The organism is Rhodoferax sp. RT4P68 (assembly GCF_056521305.1).
Genome location: NZ_JBWMBB010000003.1, coordinates 158,101 through 172,935 on the forward strand (window position 1 = coordinate 158,101; position 14,835 = coordinate 172,935).

Below are 14,835 nucleotides of genomic sequence, written 5' to 3' on the forward strand. Positions count from 1 at the left end.
TGGGGCAGGCCGGGGCGGCAGTCCGAGGCCGATGGCAGCGCCCCTACCGGCGCGCCTTGCGCAGCCGGTACCCGAACTGCCGCACCGTCAGCCCCAGCGCCTGCGCCGCGCGCGACTGGTTGCCGTTGTGCAACGCCAGCGCCTGTTCCAGCTGCTCGGCAGTGTGCGAATGCGCGGGCAGGTAGTCGCGCACCAGCGGGCCGAGCGGGGTGCGGGCGGCGCGCACGGACGGGTAGGGCGGCGCCGGCGGCACGAAGAGGGCGGCAGCGCCCGGCAGGAAGCGGCGCATCTCTGCCGTCGAGACATGGGCGCTGTCGGTCAGCAGCACCAGCCGCTCCACCACATTGGACAGCTCGCGGATGTTGCCCGGCCAGTCCTGCTGCTGCAGCAGGTCCAGCGCCGACGGCGTGAGGTGCACGTTGCGCTGGTGGGTCTGGTTGGCGCGGTTCAGGAAATGCAGCGCCAGCAGGCGGATGTCCTCGGGCCGTTCGCGCAGCGCGGGCAGGCGGATCGGGATCACGTTGAGCCGGTAGAACAAGTCTTGCCGAAAGCCCCCCTGCTGCGTGGCCAGGGCCAGGTCGCGGTGCGTGGCGGCCACCAGCCGCACGTCCACCCGGATCTCGCGCGTGCCGCCCAGGCGCACCACGGTGCCCTCCTGCAGCGTGCGCAGCAGCTTGGTCTGCATGGCCAGCGGCATGTCGCCGATCTCGTCGAGAAAGACGCTGCCGCCGTCGGCCTGCTCGAACCAGCCGGCGCGCGCAGCCACGGCGCCAGTGAAGGCGCCTTTCTCGTGGCCGAACAACTCCGACTCCATCAGCGCCTCGGGAATCGCCGCGCAGTTGACCTTGATGAACGGCGCATCGCGGCGCTGGCTGGCCAGGTGCAGCGCGCGGGCGAACAGCTCCTTGCCGGTGCCCGATTCGCCCAGCAGCAGCACACTGGCCTGCGATTGCGACACGCGCTCCAGCTCGTCCAGCGCGCGCAGCAGCGCGGTGGAGCTGCCAACGATGCCGTAGCGCGCCGCGGCCGAATCGAGCGCGTGCGTCAGCAGCGCGTTGCGCGTCTCCAGTGCGCGTGTCTTCTCCTGCATCAGATCCTGCAGCTGCAGCACCTGGCCGGCCAGGGTGGACAGGATGCGCAGCAGCGCCAGGTCGTCGTTCAGATGCCGCATGCGGCTGCGGATGCGGTGGCAGGCCAGCACACCCACGGTGCGGTGGCCGACCTCGATCGGCAGCGCCAGAAAGGCCACCGTCTCGGGCGGCAGCTGGGCACGCACCACGGCCCGCGCCAGGAACAGCGGCTCGGCGTCGATGTCCTGCACCACCATGGGTTGGCCGGCGGCCAACACGTGGCCGGTGATGCCCTCGCCTGCGGCGTAGACACCGCGCTCCATCTCCGCGCGCGTGAGGCCATAGGCGTAGCGGATGCGGGCCGGCCTGGCGCCGTCGCGGCCGGGCGTGCTGCCTGGCTCGGCCAGCACGATGCGCCCGCGGTTCAGGCCCAGCAGCTCGGACATCAGGTGCAGCATCTCGCGCAGCACGATTTCGGGCGCCAGGCTGCGCCCGATCAGGCGCACGACCTCGCCCATCAGCAGCAGCTCCTGCGCGCGCCAGGGCGGCTCGGGGTCTGCGGGCTTGGGCGAAAGGGCCATGGCCGGTCGGTGCAAGGACCGTGCCGTGTACCGTGGCGGTAGCGGTAGCGGTAGCGGTAGCGGTAGCTGCGGCTAGCGCCTTGCGGGTGGCTGCGGCGCGGGCACGGCGTTGACGACCGGCGGCTGGGCCATGAGATGGCTGAAGATGGCCAGCAGGTCGGCCTCATCGAGCTGGCCGATGGCGTGCCAGGGCATCGGCGGCAGGATCGGCCGGCCGCTGCCGGCGTGCTGGCCGCGGCGCAGCGCCTGCACGAAGTTCTGCGGTGTCCAGGAGCCCAGGCCGGTGGCGGGGTCGGGCGTGAGGTTGCTGGCGTAGCTGACGCCCCATGGCCCCCAGAACGCGGTGTTCACGTCCGCGCCGCCCCACAGCCAGCGCCCGCGCGCCACCGGTGGTGGCGGCATCTGCAGGTCATGCGGGTGGCCGGACAGGCCGCGCGCCAGGTCGGGCTGTGGGCCCTTGGGGCCGGCCGTGTGTGGTGCGTGGCAGTCGACGCAGCCGAAGGCCTTGACCAGATAGGCGCCGCGCAGCAGCGGTGAATCCGGCGGGGCGGCGTGGCTGACCGTCGACAGCGCGGCCAGCAGGGCGGCCACTGCGGCGGTCAGCATGGGCAACGAGGGCAACGAGGGCAACGAGGGCAGCACGGCCGGACGGCTTGCGCGGGGCGGGCGGTGGGGCATGGTGGGTTCGTCCTCGTAGGAGTGGCTGTACAGCGGTGGCGGCAGGGGCCGCGTCCTGCCGGCCTGGCCAGCGCGCATGGCGTGCTGGCCGTGGATGGGGGCTGCGCCACTACAGCGGCGGCAACCGGATGTCGGCGCTGCCGGGCCGCACAGCGCGGGGCTGCTCGCGCGTGGCATCGATGCAGCCGCCTTCGGCGTACACGCCCTTGGGGTCACGCAGGCGCAGCATGCGCTGCAGGATGGCGGCGACGGCGGCCGGGTCTTCCAGCGAGGCGGCCACGCGCCGGGCCACCAGCTTCTCGTCCATCGCCGGCGTGCCGTCGGCCCCGGGCACCACACCATGGCGCCAGTGGAAGATCTCCAGCGCCTTGCTGGTCAACGTGAAGGGCCGCCCACGCTGCCAGAAGTTGCTGAACAGCCCGCCGCCCATGTAGAGCACCCACGATCCCTCGTAGCCGGTGACTTCGGCCGAGCGTTCGTCGGGGTTGCGGAACCACAGCCGGTCGCCCGGCACGCAATAGCGCGGCGGCAGCGGCTGGGCCGCACTGCCGTATTCGTGCAGGAAGACGTCGCGAAAGCGCGCCGAGCGGATCGCGTCGTGCTGGCAATGGTCCTGCAGCCGGTCCAGCAGTGCGGGGTGGCATTCGCGCAGCTCTTCGGCGATGCCGAGCAGCAGCACGTACTCGGTGGCGCGGTAGCACGAGAACGAGAACAGCCGGCCCGAGACCTCAGGCTGCGTGGCGGTGCGCAGCGCGGCGATCAGGTCGCGGCCCGGGCGCAGCAGGAAGCCGCGCGGCGCGTCGTAGACCCAGTCTTCCTCGGGCCGCTCGATCGCCTTGGTGTCGAAGGACAGCGCCGTGCGGCTGGCGGCCTGGGCAATGCGCCGGCGCATGCGCACGGCCGAGATCAGCTCGTCCACGCTGGCAAACGCAAAGCACACTGGCGCGGCGAGCATGGCGACCAGCACTTCGCGCTCCAGGTCGTCGGCATCGGCGGGGGTGTCCAGGCCCAGCGTCTCGGCCAGGCCCAGCGTGTCGTGCTCCGGTGTCCACAGCGCGGCCAGCGCGCCGTTCAGGTGCAGCTGCAACGAAGAGGCGTCGGCTGAAAAGTTGCAGGCGTCGACCAGGCCGTGCTGGTGCAGCAGCTGCTGCACGGTGGCCTGGGCTGCGGGGTCGTGGATGCGGATGCCGGGCTGATCGGGCGAGGTCACCGGCCCATTGTCACGCTGGACAGCCTGCACCATGCAAGCCCGCTGCGCTAGAAACAACGCGCCCAGGCCAGAGCACCCGCGGAACTGGCTCTGCCAGGCCGCTGGGTGCGCGCCCCTTCGCGCAGCAGAAGGGGGGAGCGGCGCAGCCGCCTGGGGGGATGTTCTCCATCTACGCGAAGGTGATCCAGTCCGCGTGGTCCGGGTGGTCCAGATGCGGCAGCGTGTTGTAGGTCATCAACACATGCCGGCTCGGCGTGTAGACGAACTCGCTGACCGCGCTGTTGCGGATGCGCATGTTCAGGTCGATCGTCGTCTGCGGCGTGGTGCCGAGCACCATGCCCACGGCGGTGGAGATCGGCCCGCCGCTGGAGACCAGCAGCACGTTGCCCGTGCACTGCGTGCGCACGTGGTCCAGCACGGCGGCGATGCCGGCGCGAAAGTCAGCGTACGTGGGCATGCCGGCTGGCTGGCCCTGGCCCGCCATCCAATGCGCCAGGCCCTTGCGCAGCAGGCGAAAGTGGTGCTTGTAGAGCTCGGGCGTGTTGGCCTTGCCCAGCGGCTCGGGGTGCACGGTGGCGATCACGGCGGCGCTGTCGTATTCGTTCAGCCCAGGCCAGGCCGTGGGCGCGGGCGCGGGCGACAGGCCAGCTGCCTGCAGGCCCTGCTGGATGCCGTCCAGCGTCTGCGCATGGCGCCGCAGCGTGCCCATCAGCGTGGCCTCGAAGGCGATGCCCTTGAACGCGAAGTACTCGCCCAGTCGCACCGCCTGGCGCTGGCCCTGTTCGCTGAGCTGGTCGTAATCATCCGCGCCAAACGAGGCCTGGCCATGGCGCACAAGGTAGAGGGTTCCCATGCGACGCACTGTACGGGAGCGCGCCGGGCCGGTTTGTCCCGGCAGCGACGGGCCGCTTCAGTGGCGCCCCGCCCGGTGCTGGTGCGACAGCGGGTGCACCTTGTGGATCGGCGCTTTGGCCACGTCGTGCCGCGCTACTTCGCGCACCTCGTCCATCAGCGCGCGGGCGTCCCAGTCCACCGGCCAGCCCTTCCACAGCCGCAGCTGGCCGGCCACCAGCACGGCTTCGATCTGGTCGCGTGCGGCCAGGCGCACCAGCTCCCAGCCCAGGTCCCACGACGGGCACAGCTCGGGCACATCCAGATCCAGCACCAGCAGGTCGGCGGCAAGACCGGGCGCGATGCGACCGGTCACCTTCGACAAGCCGGCTGCATCTGCCCCGCCCGCGGTTGCGTGCTGCGGCCACAGCCAGCCGCCGCCGCAGGACGAGTCGCCGGTGGCCAGACCTTGCGTCAAGCGTTGCGCGGTCTCGCCTGCGTCCATCAACCGAAAGCCATCGCTGCGCGTGCCGTCGGTGCCCAAGCCGAAGCGGATGCCCAGCGCGGCCATCAGCGGCGCGTTGGCGACGGCGTTGCCTTTCCAGCTGCTGGCCACGGGGTTGTAGGCCACGGCGGTGTTGGAGTCGCGCATCAGCATCAGCTCGTGCGGCGTGACCAGCGTGGCGTGCGCCACCAGCGTCTGCGGGCCGAGCGCGCCGACGGCGGCCAGGTGCTCCATCGGCCGCTGGCCGCGCGCCACCAGCGAGCGTTCGACCGAAGCCAGGTGCTCGTTGACGTGGATCTGGAACACCACGCCGGCCTCGCCCGAGAGTTGGGCGATGGCGTGCAACTGCGCATCGCTGGCGGCCTCTGGCGTGGAGATGGCCAGTGAGGGGTGCAGCAGCGGCTGGCCGGGGAAGGCCGCCAGGTGTGCCTCGGCCTTCGCCAGCAGCGCAAGGCGGCCAGCCTCGTCGCCACCGGCGTCGTTGCAGGTCAGCGCCAGCACGCAGCGGATGCCGGCCTCGCGCGTGGCCTGGGTGATCGCGTCCAGCCCCTCCTTCGCGCGGGTGCCGGCATCGCAGACGGTGGTGAAGCCGCCGCGCAGCGCTTCGAGCGAGGCCAGCTTGGCCGCCAGGTGCAGGCTGCGCGCGTCCAGGCTGCCCTCCAGCGGCACCCAGATGCGGCGGAAGATCTCGGACGGCTCGCCGAACGCCAGCGCCTTGCCGAACGACTGCGTGAGATGGTGGTGCACGTCGATGAAACCGGGCATCAGCAGCCGCTGCGGCAGCACCAGCGGCACCAGCTGCGGGTGGCGCTCGCGCAGCGTGGCCAGCGGCGCCACAGCCGTGATGGTGCCGGCGGCGATGTGCAGCGCCTGGCCCTGCACCGGGCCCTCGTCCAGCAGCATCCATTCGGGGGCCAGCAGCAGCGCGTCGGCCTGCAGCGCCTGGCGCAACGTGTCGGGGTTCATGTCGTTCTCCGTCAGTTCAGAACTTGAGAGGCGATTGCTCAAGCGATTGCCTCTCAAACGTTCAATGTGTGAAGGGCGTACCAAAGGCCCAGCAGCACAAGCAGCCAGCCCAGGATGCGGCGCAGCTGCGCGATGGGCATGCGCGCCGCCAGCCGGTCGCCGGCCAGCCAGCCGACCACCAGCACAGCCCCCAACAGCACGCCCAGCGCGATGTCCAGCTGACCGGTCCACCAGTTCACCGCGGTGGCCGCCAGCGCGATCGGCAGCTGCACCGCCTGTGCCATGGCGATGGCCTCGCGCGTGGGCATCGCCAGCACCATCAGCACCGGCAACAGCAGGATCGGCCCGCCGGTGCCCGACCAGGCCGAGCCCAGGCCGACGGCCAGGCCGATGCCGGCCATCGCCATGGGGGAGAGCCGGCGCACCGCCGTCTCCGGCACCACGCGCCCGAGCAGGCTTTGCAACCCGCTGCCCAGCGCCAGCGCCGCCAGCGCCAGGTGCATGCCGGTGCCCGACACCCAACGCAGGCTGAGCGCGCCGAGCGCAGCCCCCAGCAGCGCCGTGGCCATCAATGCCAACAGCGCGCGGCGGTCTTGAACGGCAGTGCTGATCGGCGGCGCCACACGGCGGGCGGCCTGCAGCTTCCAGGTGGCGATCACGCCGGTGAACAAAAAGGCCAGCGTGGACGCAGGCACCGCCCGCGTCAGCGGCATGCCCTCCAGCGCGCTGAGGCCCGGCACGACCAGCACGCCGCCGATGCCCGTGAGGCCCACGCACAGGCCGGCGAACAGCGTGAGGGCGATGACGGCGATGCTCATGGGTGCACCCTTCGGCCTGCGGCCTGTCCCGCCAGGCGGGAGCGAGCTTGCTTGGGGCGGCCCGGCGCGGCGCTCATGACGGCGGGGCCTTGCGCGCAAGCGTCATCAGTCCAGCTTGATCCCGGCAGCAGAGACCACCGGCGCCAGCGCCTGTTTCTCCTTCGCCAGATACGCGGCGAACTGCGCCGGCGTCAGCGAGAACGGCTTCAGCCCCGCATCGCCCAGCTTGCGCTGGATCTCGGGCTCGGCCAGCACGGCGGCGGTCTCGACCGCCAGGCGCTCGACGATGGCGCGGTCGACCTGCGCAGGGGCCAAGAGGCCATACCACGATTCGATCTCCACGCCCTTCAGGTCGGCCGTCTCGGCCAGCGCCGGCACATCGGGCAACGAAGCCCAGCGCTGGCGCGAGCTGACACCGTAGGCCTTGACCTTGCCGTCCTTGATGAACGGCTGCGCCAGCGTCACCGGCAACACAGCCAGCTCGATCTGGTTGCCGGCCAGCTCGGTCAGCACCTGCGTGCCGGCCTTGTACGGCACATGCACCAGGTCCAGCTTGGCGCTCTGCTTGATCAGCTCGGCCGTCACGTGCATGGATGTGCCCACGCCGTCCGTGCCGTAGTTCAGCTTGCCGGGTTCCTTGCGGATCAGCGCCAGCAGTTCGGCCGTGGTCCTGGGCTCCATGGCTGGCTTGCCCACCAGCACGAAGGGCGAGACGGCCACCGGCGAGATCGGCACCAGATCCTTCAGCGCGTCGTACTTGACGGTGCCCGGTGAGACCAGCGGCGCCACGCTGATCGGGCTGGCCACGGCGAACAGCAGGGTCTGCCCATCCGGCTTGGCGCGCGCCGCCCGCAGCGTGCCGATGGTGCCGGCCGCGCCGGCGGTGTTCTCGATCACGAAGGGCTGCTTGAGCCGCTCGGCCAGGCGCGGCAGCACGATGCGGGCCGCCACGTCCACGCTGCCGCCGGCCGGGAAGGGCACCACCACCGTGACCGGCCCGCTGGGCCACGACCCCTGCGCGATACTCGTCGCCGCCGTGGCAGCCAGCACGGCGGTGAGGGCCGCCTTCATCCAGAACTTCGGTTGTTTCATGATCCACTCCAGAGCTGTCGAACAAAGAACGCACCACCATGGCGCGAATTTAACTTGTTATGACAAGTTAGAACAAGTAGTGCAAACACCATGCCAGGCCTGAAGCCGCGTGCCGCGCCGGTTGCGCGCTCGGGATTGGTGCATTCCGCCCAATCTTTGTATGCGCAGCTGCGCGACCGCCTGAAGGCTGAGATCCTGGACGGCCGCCGCCCGCCCGGCGACCGGCTACCGTCCGAGGCCGAGCTGACGGCGCAGTACGGTGTCAGCCGCATCACCGTGCGCCAGGCATTGAACGACCTGCAGAAGGAGGGCCTGGTGGTCAAGGCCCACGGCAAGGGCAGCTTCGTGGCGCAGCCGGCCGTGGCGCAGGACCTGACCCGCCTGCGCGGCTTGTCGGAATCGTTGGCCGGCGAGGGGCGCAACGTGCACGGCCGGGTGCTGGCCTTCAAGCCTGGCAAGGCCAGCGCCGAGGTGGCGTCGCATCTGGGTCTGGCGAAGGGCGCTGGCGTGATGCAGTTGCAGACGCTGCGCTATTTGAACCGCGAGCCGCTGTCGCTGAACCACTCGTGGATGCCGCTGGCCATCGGCGAGCGCCTGGCGCGCGCCGATCTGGCCAACCGCGACATCCTGTCGATCTACGAGAACGAATTGGGCCTGGCCGTGCACCACGCCGACCTGTCGATCGGCGCCGCGCTGGCCACACCGGCCCAGGCCCGGCAACTGGCCGTGGCGCCGGGCAGTGCCGTGTTGCAGGTCGAGCGTGTGGTGCATGCGGCCGATGGCGCGGCGCTGCATTACGAGCACACGGTCTACCGCAGCGACCTGTTCCGCTACCAGTTGACGACGGCGCGCAGCGGGGGCTGAGGGGGTGGTGATTGTTGGCAGATCCGGAGCCAGACGCCGGGGCGAGCCGACGTAGACTCGCCGCGGCATTTTCCGCGGCCCCCGGCCCCGTGTCGGCAGGCCATCCCATCCGGTTCCTGGTTGAGGAGACAAACCCATGCTGACCCGTCGCCACCTTTTGGCCTCATCCCTGGCCGTCGCCGCCTGCCCCATGGCTGCGCGGGCGGCCATGGGGCCGACCGACAAATTCGACCTGCTGATCCGCAACGCCAACCTGCTGGACCCGAGCCAGAACCTCAGCGGCCGGCGCGACATCGGCATCCGCTTCGGCCAGATCGAGGCGGTCGAGGCCGCCATTGCACCCGAGCGCGCGCAGCGCGTGCTCGACGCAGCAGGCAAGCTGGTCACACCGGGGCTGATCGACCTGCACGCGCACAGCTACCCCTACGGCTCGGCCATCGGCATCCCGGCGGACGAGCTGGTGGCGCTGCAGAGCACCACCACGGTCGTGTCGGCAGGCGATGCGGGGGCCAACAACTTCGCCGCCTTCCGGCGCTTCGTGGCGCCGGGCTCACGCACGCGGCAGTTCGCGTTCGTGCACATCGGCCTGGTCGGGCTGGCGGGCTTTCCGGTGCCCGAGCTGATCAACATCGACTACGCGCGACCCGAGCCTGCGGCCCGCGTCATCGCTGAGAACGCCGACATGGTGCTGGGCGTGAAGGTGCGCATGAGCGAGAACGTGATCGCGCGCCATGGGCTGGAGCCACTCAAACGCGCCATCACCGCCTGCGAGATGTCGGGCGTCCCGGCCAAGCTGATGGTGCACATCGGCGGGGTGTCCGAGCGGGCGTTGATGTCCCAGATCCTGGACCTGATGCGCCCGGGCGATGTGCTCACGCATTGCTATTCCGGCGCGCGCAACAACGCGGGTGACGGCACGAACATCGTGCAGGACGGCCAGCTGCTGCCGGCCGCGCTGGCGGCCAAGCGGCGCGGTGTCGTCTTCGACATCGGCCACGGCGGCGGCAGTTTCGATTACACGATCGCCGAGGCCGCCATCGCCCAGGGCTGCCCGCCGGACACGATCTCCTCGGACATCCACGTCTTCTCGGGCAACACGCCGGGCATGCCGTTCATGCCCTGGGTCATGAGCAAGCTGATCGGCCTGGGCTTCTCGTTGCCCGAGGTGGTGGGCATGGCCACCGCCGCGCCGGCCCGCGTGATCGGCCGCCTGCCGCGCCACGGCACGCTGCAGATCGGCGCGCCGGCCGATCTGTCGCTGCTGGATGTGGTGGAAGGCCCGGTCGAGTTCGTCGACACGATGGGCAACAAGCGGCAGGGCAAGCTGCACTTGAAGCCGGCCGGCACGGTGGTGGCGGGGGTGGCGTTCGGGCGGCCGTTCCAGTCGCCGTTCAGTGTGCGGTAGGCAGGGGCACAGGCGAACCAGGCCAGGTCGTGCTGGGGGCCGTTCAGTGTCCCTGGGCTGCCAGCACGCCGGCAAAAACATTGGCGTCCACATTGCCGCCGCTCATCACGGTGCCGACCACCTGGCCGCGCAGCGTCGCACGCTCTTGCAGCGCCGCCGCGAAGCCGGCCGCACCGGCGCCTTCGGCCAGGTTGTGCGTGTCCGCGTACAGCGCGCGCATCGCCCCGGCGACCTCGTCATCGCTGACCTGCACAACGTGGTCCAGCCCATCGGCCAGGATGACCAGCGCCTCGGCGTCGGCGACGCGGCAGGCCATGCCGTCGGCCAGCTGCGTGGTGACGGGTGCCTCGACCACGCGGCCGGCCGCCAGCGAGTCGGCATACGTCGTGGCGTGCGCGCTGACCACGCCGACGATGCGCACCGCGTGGCCCAGCGCGCGCTTGGCCGTGATGGCTGCGCAGGCACCCGAGCCCTGGCCGATGGGCACGTAGATCACATCGAGCTGCGGCACGGCGCGCAGGAACTCCCACCAGTACGTGGCCACGCCCTGCACCAGTGCCGGGTGGAAGCTGGGCACCATGTGCGCGCCGCGTGCGGTGGCCAGGCCGATGGCGTGCTCGCGGCTTTCCTGGAAGTCGTGGCCGTGCTCGATCAGCGTGACGCCCAGTGCGCGCATGGCGGCGTTCTTCTCGACGGAGTTGCCGTGCGGCACGACGATGGTGCAGGCCACGCCGTATGCGCGGGCGGCCCAACCGATGCTCTGGCCGTGGTTGCCGCGTGTGGCGCTGACGACCTCGACCGGCAGCGGGCCAGCGGCCGCCAGCTGCGCGAAGTAGTTCAGTCCGCCGCGGATCTTGAAGGCGCCGACCGGCGTGTGGTTCTCGTGCTTGATCCAGCAGTCGGTGCCCAGGCGCTGACTGGACAGGGCCCAGCGGTACTGTGGCGTGGCCGGGAAGGCCGCGTACACGTGTGCCGCTGCGGCTTCGATCTCGGCGCGCGTGGGCAAGGCGGAATTCACCGTGGCACTGTCGTGCAAAGCATTGCGTGGCCCCATGCCGGCGTGCGGCCTGGCATCGCTCACAGCTGCACCTGGCCTTCGATGCAGACCACCGAGCTGCCGCCGACCCACACCTGGCCTTGCGCATCGCGGCTGACGTGCACCACGCCGTCGCGGCCCAGGCAGGCGCCTTGCGAGGCGGTGTAGGGCGCGGTGAGGTGTTCGTCTTCCAGCAGCCACTGCGCCAGGCCGGCGTTCAGGCTGCCGGTGACCGGGTCTTCGTTGACGCCGATGGTGGTGGCAAAGGCGCGCACGACCAGTGCGGGCGCAGCCGGCTTGGGCGCCCCGCCGCCACCCGCAAAGGCGCGTGCCTCGCGGTTGGAGCGGCCGATCAGCGCCGGCGCGTCGTCGCTGGTCAGCGCCGCCACGCCGACCTTGTGCCCCAGAGTCTTGAGCATCAGATGGTTCGGCTCCAGACCCAGCACGGTGCTGGCGTCGGTCAGCAGCAGCGAGAACCAGACCGGCCCGTTGTCCAGCACCTGCGCGCTGACGATCTGCTGCGACTTCAGGCCCAGGGCTGCAGCCACTTGCGCCAACGCTGCGGGCGGTGGCGCACTGCGCTTGAGCGGCGGCGCAGCAAACGCCAGGCGCTCGCTGGCGCGCTGGATGCGCACCAGGCCGGCGCCGCACTGCTGCACCACCAGGCCTTCCTGGCGCGGCTGGTTGCCGGCGTGCAGCCAGGCGTGGCAGCTGCCCAGCGTGGGGTGGCCGGCGAACGGCAGCTCGCCACCGGGCGTGAAGATGCGCACCTGGTAGTCCGCGCCCGGGTCGGTGGGCGGCAGCAGGAAAGTGGTCTCCGACAGGTTGGTCCACTGCGCGAAGCGCTGCATCTCGGCGTAGGAGAGGTCGGCGCCATCCAGCACCACGGCCAGCGGGTTGCCGAAGTACGGTTGGTCGGTGAAGACGTCGACCTGGCGGAAGGGGCGGGTTTTCATGTCATGACAACGGTTGGTCCAGCACGCCGACTGCGCCGGGGCGTTCGGCCACGGCCTGGTACCAGCGGTCCAGGTGCGGGCGCGCCGTGCGGGTGAAGGGCAGGCCGATCCACCGGTGAACCTCGCAGGCCGCCGGGATGTCGGCCATGGTGAAGCTGTCGCCGGCCAGGTAGGTGCGTTGGGCGAGCTGCGCGTCCAGCAGGTCGAGCAGCGCCTCGGTCGCGTGGTAGGAGCGCGTGATGGCGGCATCGTCGCGTTGCTCGGCCGGCGTGCGGATCAACTGCACGAACGCGTCGCGCCCGGCCGGGTTCAGGGTGGTCTGCTGCCAGTCCATCCACATCTCGGCGGTGAAGCGTGCGGCCAGCGGCTCGGGGTAGAGCGTGCCGGCGGCGTGGCGCGCGCACAGGTAGCGCACGATCACGTTGGATTCCCACAGCGTGACGTCGCCATCTTCCAGCAGCGGCACCATGCCATTGGGATTCATGGCGCGGTATTCGGGCTCGGTCACCAGGCCGAAGTGGCCCCCGGCGTCGGTGCGCTGCGCGGACAGGCCCAACTCCTGCACCGTCCACACCACCTTGCGGACGTTGATGGAACTCATGCGGCCCCAGATGCGCAACGGCGTGCTCACAGCTGCACCGCCGCTGCCGGCTGGCCGCTGTGTTGTGCGTCCATGGCTTCGCGGATGGTGAGTGCCAGCGCGGCCATGCCGGTGTCGATCTGGCCGTGGCTGGCCGTCACGAACGACAGACGCATGGTGTTGGCTTCGGGCGCGTCGGCGTAGAACGCGGCGCCGGGCACGAAGGCGACGTTGCGCTCGACGGCGCGCGGCAGCAACGCCACCGCGTCCAGACCTTGCGGCAGGCGCACCCACAGGAACATGCCACCGGCCGGCCGGTTCCACTGCACGCCCGCGGGCATCTCGCGCTCCAGCGCGGCCAGCATGTGGTCGCGCTGGCTCTTGTAGAGCGCGCGGATGGTCGGCACGTGGCGGTCCAGGAAGCCGTCCTGCATCACCTGCGCGACCATGCGCTGGTTGAAGCTGGGGCTGTGCAGGTCGGCCGCCTGCTTGGCCTGCAGCAGTTTGGGATACAGCGCGGCCGGCGCCACCAGAAAGCCCAGCCGCAGGCCGGGCGCCAGCACCTTGGAGAACGAGCCCAGGTACACGCCGCCCTCGGGGTTGCGCGCGGTCAGCGGCGCCGGGGGTGCCTGGTCGAACCACAGGTCGCCATACGGGTTGTCTTCGACCAGCGGCACGCCGGCCTGCTGCGCTGCGGCAACGACGGCGGCGCGGCGTGCCTCTGTCATGCTGCGGCCCGTGGGGTTCTGGAAGTTCGGCAGCAGGTAGGCAAAGCGCGCTCTGTCTGCACCCTGCCCGGCCTTGGCGGCAAAGTCGTCGGCACGCACGCCCTCATCGTCGCTGGCCACGGCGACGGCGCGCGGCTCCATCGGGGTGAAGGCCTGCAGCGCGCCCAGGTAGGTCGGCGTCTCCACGAGGATGCGGCTGCCCTGGTCGATCAGGATCTTGGCGATCAGGTCCAGGCCCTGTTGCGAGCCGGTGGTGATCAGCACCTGTGAGGGCGACACGTCCCACGGCAGGCCGGCGGCCACCATCTCGCGCAGCGGGCCGTAGCCTTCGCTGGCGGCGTATTGCAGCGAGGCGGGGCCGTCTTCGGTCAGCACGCGTTCGCAGGCGGCGCGGAACTCCGCCACCGGGAAGGTCTTGGGCGAGGGCAGGCCACCAGCGAAGCTGATGATGCCGGGCTTCTCGGTGACCTTGAGGATCTCGCGGATCACCGAGGGGTTCATCTTCTCGGCGCGGGCGGCCAGGGTCCAGTTCATGTCGACGTCCTTGCAGCCTCTTGCTGCGCTTGTGGTGAAACAGGGGGTGCGGCGACGGCCGGGGGCCGGCCACTCGGCGCGAAATTCTTGCCCAGAACCACCGTGGCGACCACCGCGGCGGCAAAGCCCAGGGTCGTCAGGTCCAGCGGTTCGCCCAGCAGCGGCACCGCCGCCAGGATCGACAGGAAGGGCTGCAGCAATTGTGTCTGACTGACACGCAGCGCACCACCCAGCGCCAGGCCGCGGTACCAAGCGAAAAAGCCGATCCACATCGAGAACATGCCCACGTAGACGAAGCCTGCCCAGGCCGAGGTGGCGACAGGTTGCTGTGGCCACAGCAGCCAGGTGGCCGGCAGGCTGACCGGCAGCAGCAGCACGCAGACCCAGCAGATCACGCGCTCGGCCCCCAGCGCCGGTGTGGCCTGCGCGCCGTAGATGTAGCCAAAGGATGCGGCCAGCACGGCGCCTACCAGCAGCAGGTCGGCCCACTCCAGGCCGAAACCCCCGTGCTGCTGTGCGCGCAGGATGGAAAAGCCCACCACCAGCACGCTGCCCGCCACCGCGCAGACCCAGAAGCCACGCGCCGCGCGCTGGTGCAGCACCCACGCTGCGACTGCAGCCGACACCAGGGGCAGCAACGCCGTGACCACGGCCGCATGGCTGGCCGTGACCGTGCGCAGCGCGAAGGCCAGCAGCAGCGGGTAGCCGATGGCGTTGCCCAGCACCGCCATGCCCAGCGGCTTCCAGTGCTGGCGCGCGGGCACCGGTGAACGGCTGCACAGCAGGAACGCGGCCGACAGCACGCCGGCCAGCGCGGCCCGCCCCAGCGTGACGAACCAGGGCGACAGTTGCGGCGCTTCGGCGGTGCCGGTGGCCAGCCGTGTCATCGGCAGCGTGACGGCGAAGATCGCAACACCGAGCACGCCGAGCCACAGGCCCAGGGTTTCGTTCTGGACCGTCGTAGCCCCCACGCTCCCCGCT

The 14,835-nt window shown here is 70.8% G+C and carries 14 protein-coding genes; 2 read left to right on the forward strand and 12 right to left on the reverse strand.

Annotated elements, in window-relative coordinates; all coding sequences use genetic code 11:
• Window positions 1-43: 43 nt before the first annotated feature.
• The 7 genes from AC099J_RS07260 to AC099J_RS07290 form a co-directional block, all read right to left on the reverse strand.
• Window positions 44-1,651 carry a sigma 54-interacting transcriptional regulator gene (locus AC099J_RS07260; RefSeq protein WP_479614563.1) on the reverse strand — a complete coding sequence of 536 codons (1,608 nt, stop codon included), beginning with the start codon at window positions 1,649-1,651 and terminating at the stop codon, window positions 44-46.
• 72 nt (window positions 1,652-1,723) lie between these two features.
• A complete protein-coding gene (locus AC099J_RS07265) occupies window positions 1,724-2,329 on the reverse strand; it encodes a diheme cytochrome c-553 (protein ID WP_479614564.1) in 606 nt (201 codons plus the stop codon).
• Window positions 2,330-2,438: 109 nt separating this feature from the next.
• On the reverse strand, window positions 2,439-3,539 hold the full coding sequence (locus AC099J_RS07270; RefSeq protein ID WP_479614565.1) for a hypothetical protein: 1,101 nt from the start codon (window positions 3,537-3,539) through the stop codon (window positions 2,439-2,441).
• 169 nt (window positions 3,540-3,708) lie between these two features.
• Window positions 3,709-4,392: a histidine phosphatase family protein gene (locus tag AC099J_RS07275; protein WP_479614566.1), complete on the reverse strand. Its 684-nt coding sequence runs from the start codon at window positions 4,390-4,392 to the stop codon at window positions 3,709-3,711.
• A gap of 57 nt (window positions 4,393-4,449) precedes the next feature.
• A complete protein-coding gene (locus AC099J_RS07280) occupies window positions 4,450-5,841 on the reverse strand; it encodes an amidohydrolase family protein (RefSeq protein ID WP_479614567.1) in 1,392 nt (463 codons plus the stop codon).
• A gap of 53 nt (window positions 5,842-5,894) precedes the next feature.
• Window positions 5,895-6,659 (reverse strand): sulfite exporter TauE/SafE family protein, encoded by a 765-nt coding sequence (locus AC099J_RS07285; RefSeq protein WP_479614568.1) that lies wholly within the window; start codon window positions 6,657-6,659, stop codon window positions 5,895-5,897.
• A gap of 105 nt (window positions 6,660-6,764) precedes the next feature.
• Window positions 6,765-7,751 carry a Bug family tripartite tricarboxylate transporter substrate binding protein gene (locus AC099J_RS07290; protein ID WP_479614569.1) on the reverse strand — a complete coding sequence of 329 codons (987 nt, stop codon included), beginning with the start codon at window positions 7,749-7,751 and terminating at the stop codon, window positions 6,765-6,767.
• A gap of 90 nt (window positions 7,752-7,841) precedes the next feature.
• Here AC099J_RS07290 and AC099J_RS07295 point away from each other — a divergent pair, with 90 nt between their 5' ends.
• Together AC099J_RS07295 and AC099J_RS07300 are read left to right on the forward strand one after the other, a co-directional pair.
• Window positions 7,842-8,615: a GntR family transcriptional regulator gene (locus tag AC099J_RS07295; protein ID WP_479614570.1), complete on the forward strand. Its 774-nt coding sequence runs from the start codon at window positions 7,842-7,844 to the stop codon at window positions 8,613-8,615.
• A gap of 136 nt (window positions 8,616-8,751) precedes the next feature.
• Window positions 8,752-10,020, forward strand: coding sequence for an amidohydrolase (locus tag AC099J_RS07300; protein WP_479614571.1), 1,269 nt, complete (start codon window positions 8,752-8,754; stop codon window positions 10,018-10,020).
• A 43-nt stretch (window positions 10,021-10,063) separates the two neighbouring features.
• On the opposite strand, the gene AC099J_RS07305 is transcribed toward AC099J_RS07300, so the two are convergent.
• From AC099J_RS07305 to AC099J_RS07325, 5 genes are read right to left on the reverse strand one after another with little or no spacing between them, the layout of a single operon-like run.
• Entirely contained in the window at window positions 10,064-11,074 is a 1,011-nt protein-coding gene (locus AC099J_RS07305) for a threonine dehydratase (RefSeq protein WP_479614978.1), read from the reverse strand.
• 23 nt (window positions 11,075-11,097) lie between these two features.
• Window positions 11,098-12,012, reverse strand: coding sequence for a PhzF family phenazine biosynthesis protein (locus tag AC099J_RS07310; protein ID WP_479614572.1), 915 nt, complete (start codon window positions 12,010-12,012; stop codon window positions 11,098-11,100).
• 1 nt (window position 12,013) lies between these two features.
• Window positions 12,014-12,643, reverse strand: coding sequence for a glutathione S-transferase family protein (locus AC099J_RS07315; protein WP_479614573.1), 630 nt, complete (start codon window positions 12,641-12,643; stop codon window positions 12,014-12,016).
• Window positions 12,640-13,854, reverse strand: coding sequence for an aminotransferase-like domain-containing protein (locus AC099J_RS07320; protein ID WP_479614574.1), 1,215 nt, complete (start codon window positions 13,852-13,854; stop codon window positions 12,640-12,642). The genes AC099J_RS07315 and AC099J_RS07320 overlap by 4 nt, the downstream gene beginning before the upstream one ends.
• Window positions 13,851-14,825 carry a DMT family transporter gene (locus AC099J_RS07325; protein WP_479614575.1) on the reverse strand — a complete coding sequence of 325 codons (975 nt, stop codon included), beginning with the start codon at window positions 14,823-14,825 and terminating at the stop codon, window positions 13,851-13,853. Before AC099J_RS07325 ends, AC099J_RS07320 begins: the two co-directional genes overlap by 4 nt.
• Between the last annotated feature and the right edge of the window lie 10 nt (window positions 14,826-14,835).

What these genes read in the sequence shown, in the direction of transcription:
- AC099J_RS07285 (WP_479614568.1), bottom strand. Translation starts at nt 6,659, where the DNA reads ATGAGCATCGCCGTCATCGCCCTCACGCTGTTCGCCGGCCTGTGCGTG.
- AC099J_RS07295 (WP_479614570.1), top strand. Translation starts at nt 7,842, where the DNA reads ATGCCAGGCCTGAAGCCGCGTGCCGCGCCGGTTGCGCGCTCGGGATTG.
- AC099J_RS07275 (WP_479614566.1), bottom strand. Translation starts at nt 4,392, where the DNA reads ATGGGAACCCTCTACCTTGTGCGCCATGGCCAGGCCTCGTTTGGCGCG.
- AC099J_RS07265 (WP_479614564.1), bottom strand. Translation starts at nt 2,329, where the DNA reads ATGCCCCACCGCCCGCCCCGCGCAAGCCGTCCGGCCGTGCTGCCCTCG.
- AC099J_RS07320 (WP_479614574.1), bottom strand. Translation starts at nt 13,854, where the DNA reads ATGAACTGGACCCTGGCCGCCCGCGCCGAGAAGATGAACCCCTCGGTG.
- AC099J_RS07300 (WP_479614571.1), top strand. Translation starts at nt 8,752, where the DNA reads ATGCTGACCCGTCGCCACCTTTTGGCCTCATCCCTGGCCGTCGCCGCC.
- AC099J_RS07310 (WP_479614572.1), bottom strand. Translation starts at nt 12,012, where the DNA reads ATGAAAACCCGCCCCTTCCGCCAGGTCGACGTCTTCACCGACCAACCG.
- AC099J_RS07260 (WP_479614563.1), bottom strand. Translation starts at nt 1,651, where the DNA reads ATGGCCCTTTCGCCCAAGCCCGCAGACCCCGAGCCGCCCTGGCGCGCG.
- AC099J_RS07280 (WP_479614567.1), bottom strand. Translation starts at nt 5,841, where the DNA reads ATGAACCCCGACACGTTGCGCCAGGCGCTGCAGGCCGACGCGCTGCTG.
- AC099J_RS07290 (WP_479614569.1), bottom strand. Translation starts at nt 7,751, where the DNA reads ATGAAACAACCGAAGTTCTGGATGAAGGCGGCCCTCACCGCCGTGCTG.
- AC099J_RS07305 (WP_479614978.1), bottom strand. Translation starts at nt 11,074, where the DNA reads ATGGGGCCACGCAATGCTTTGCACGACAGTGCCACGGTGAATTCCGCC.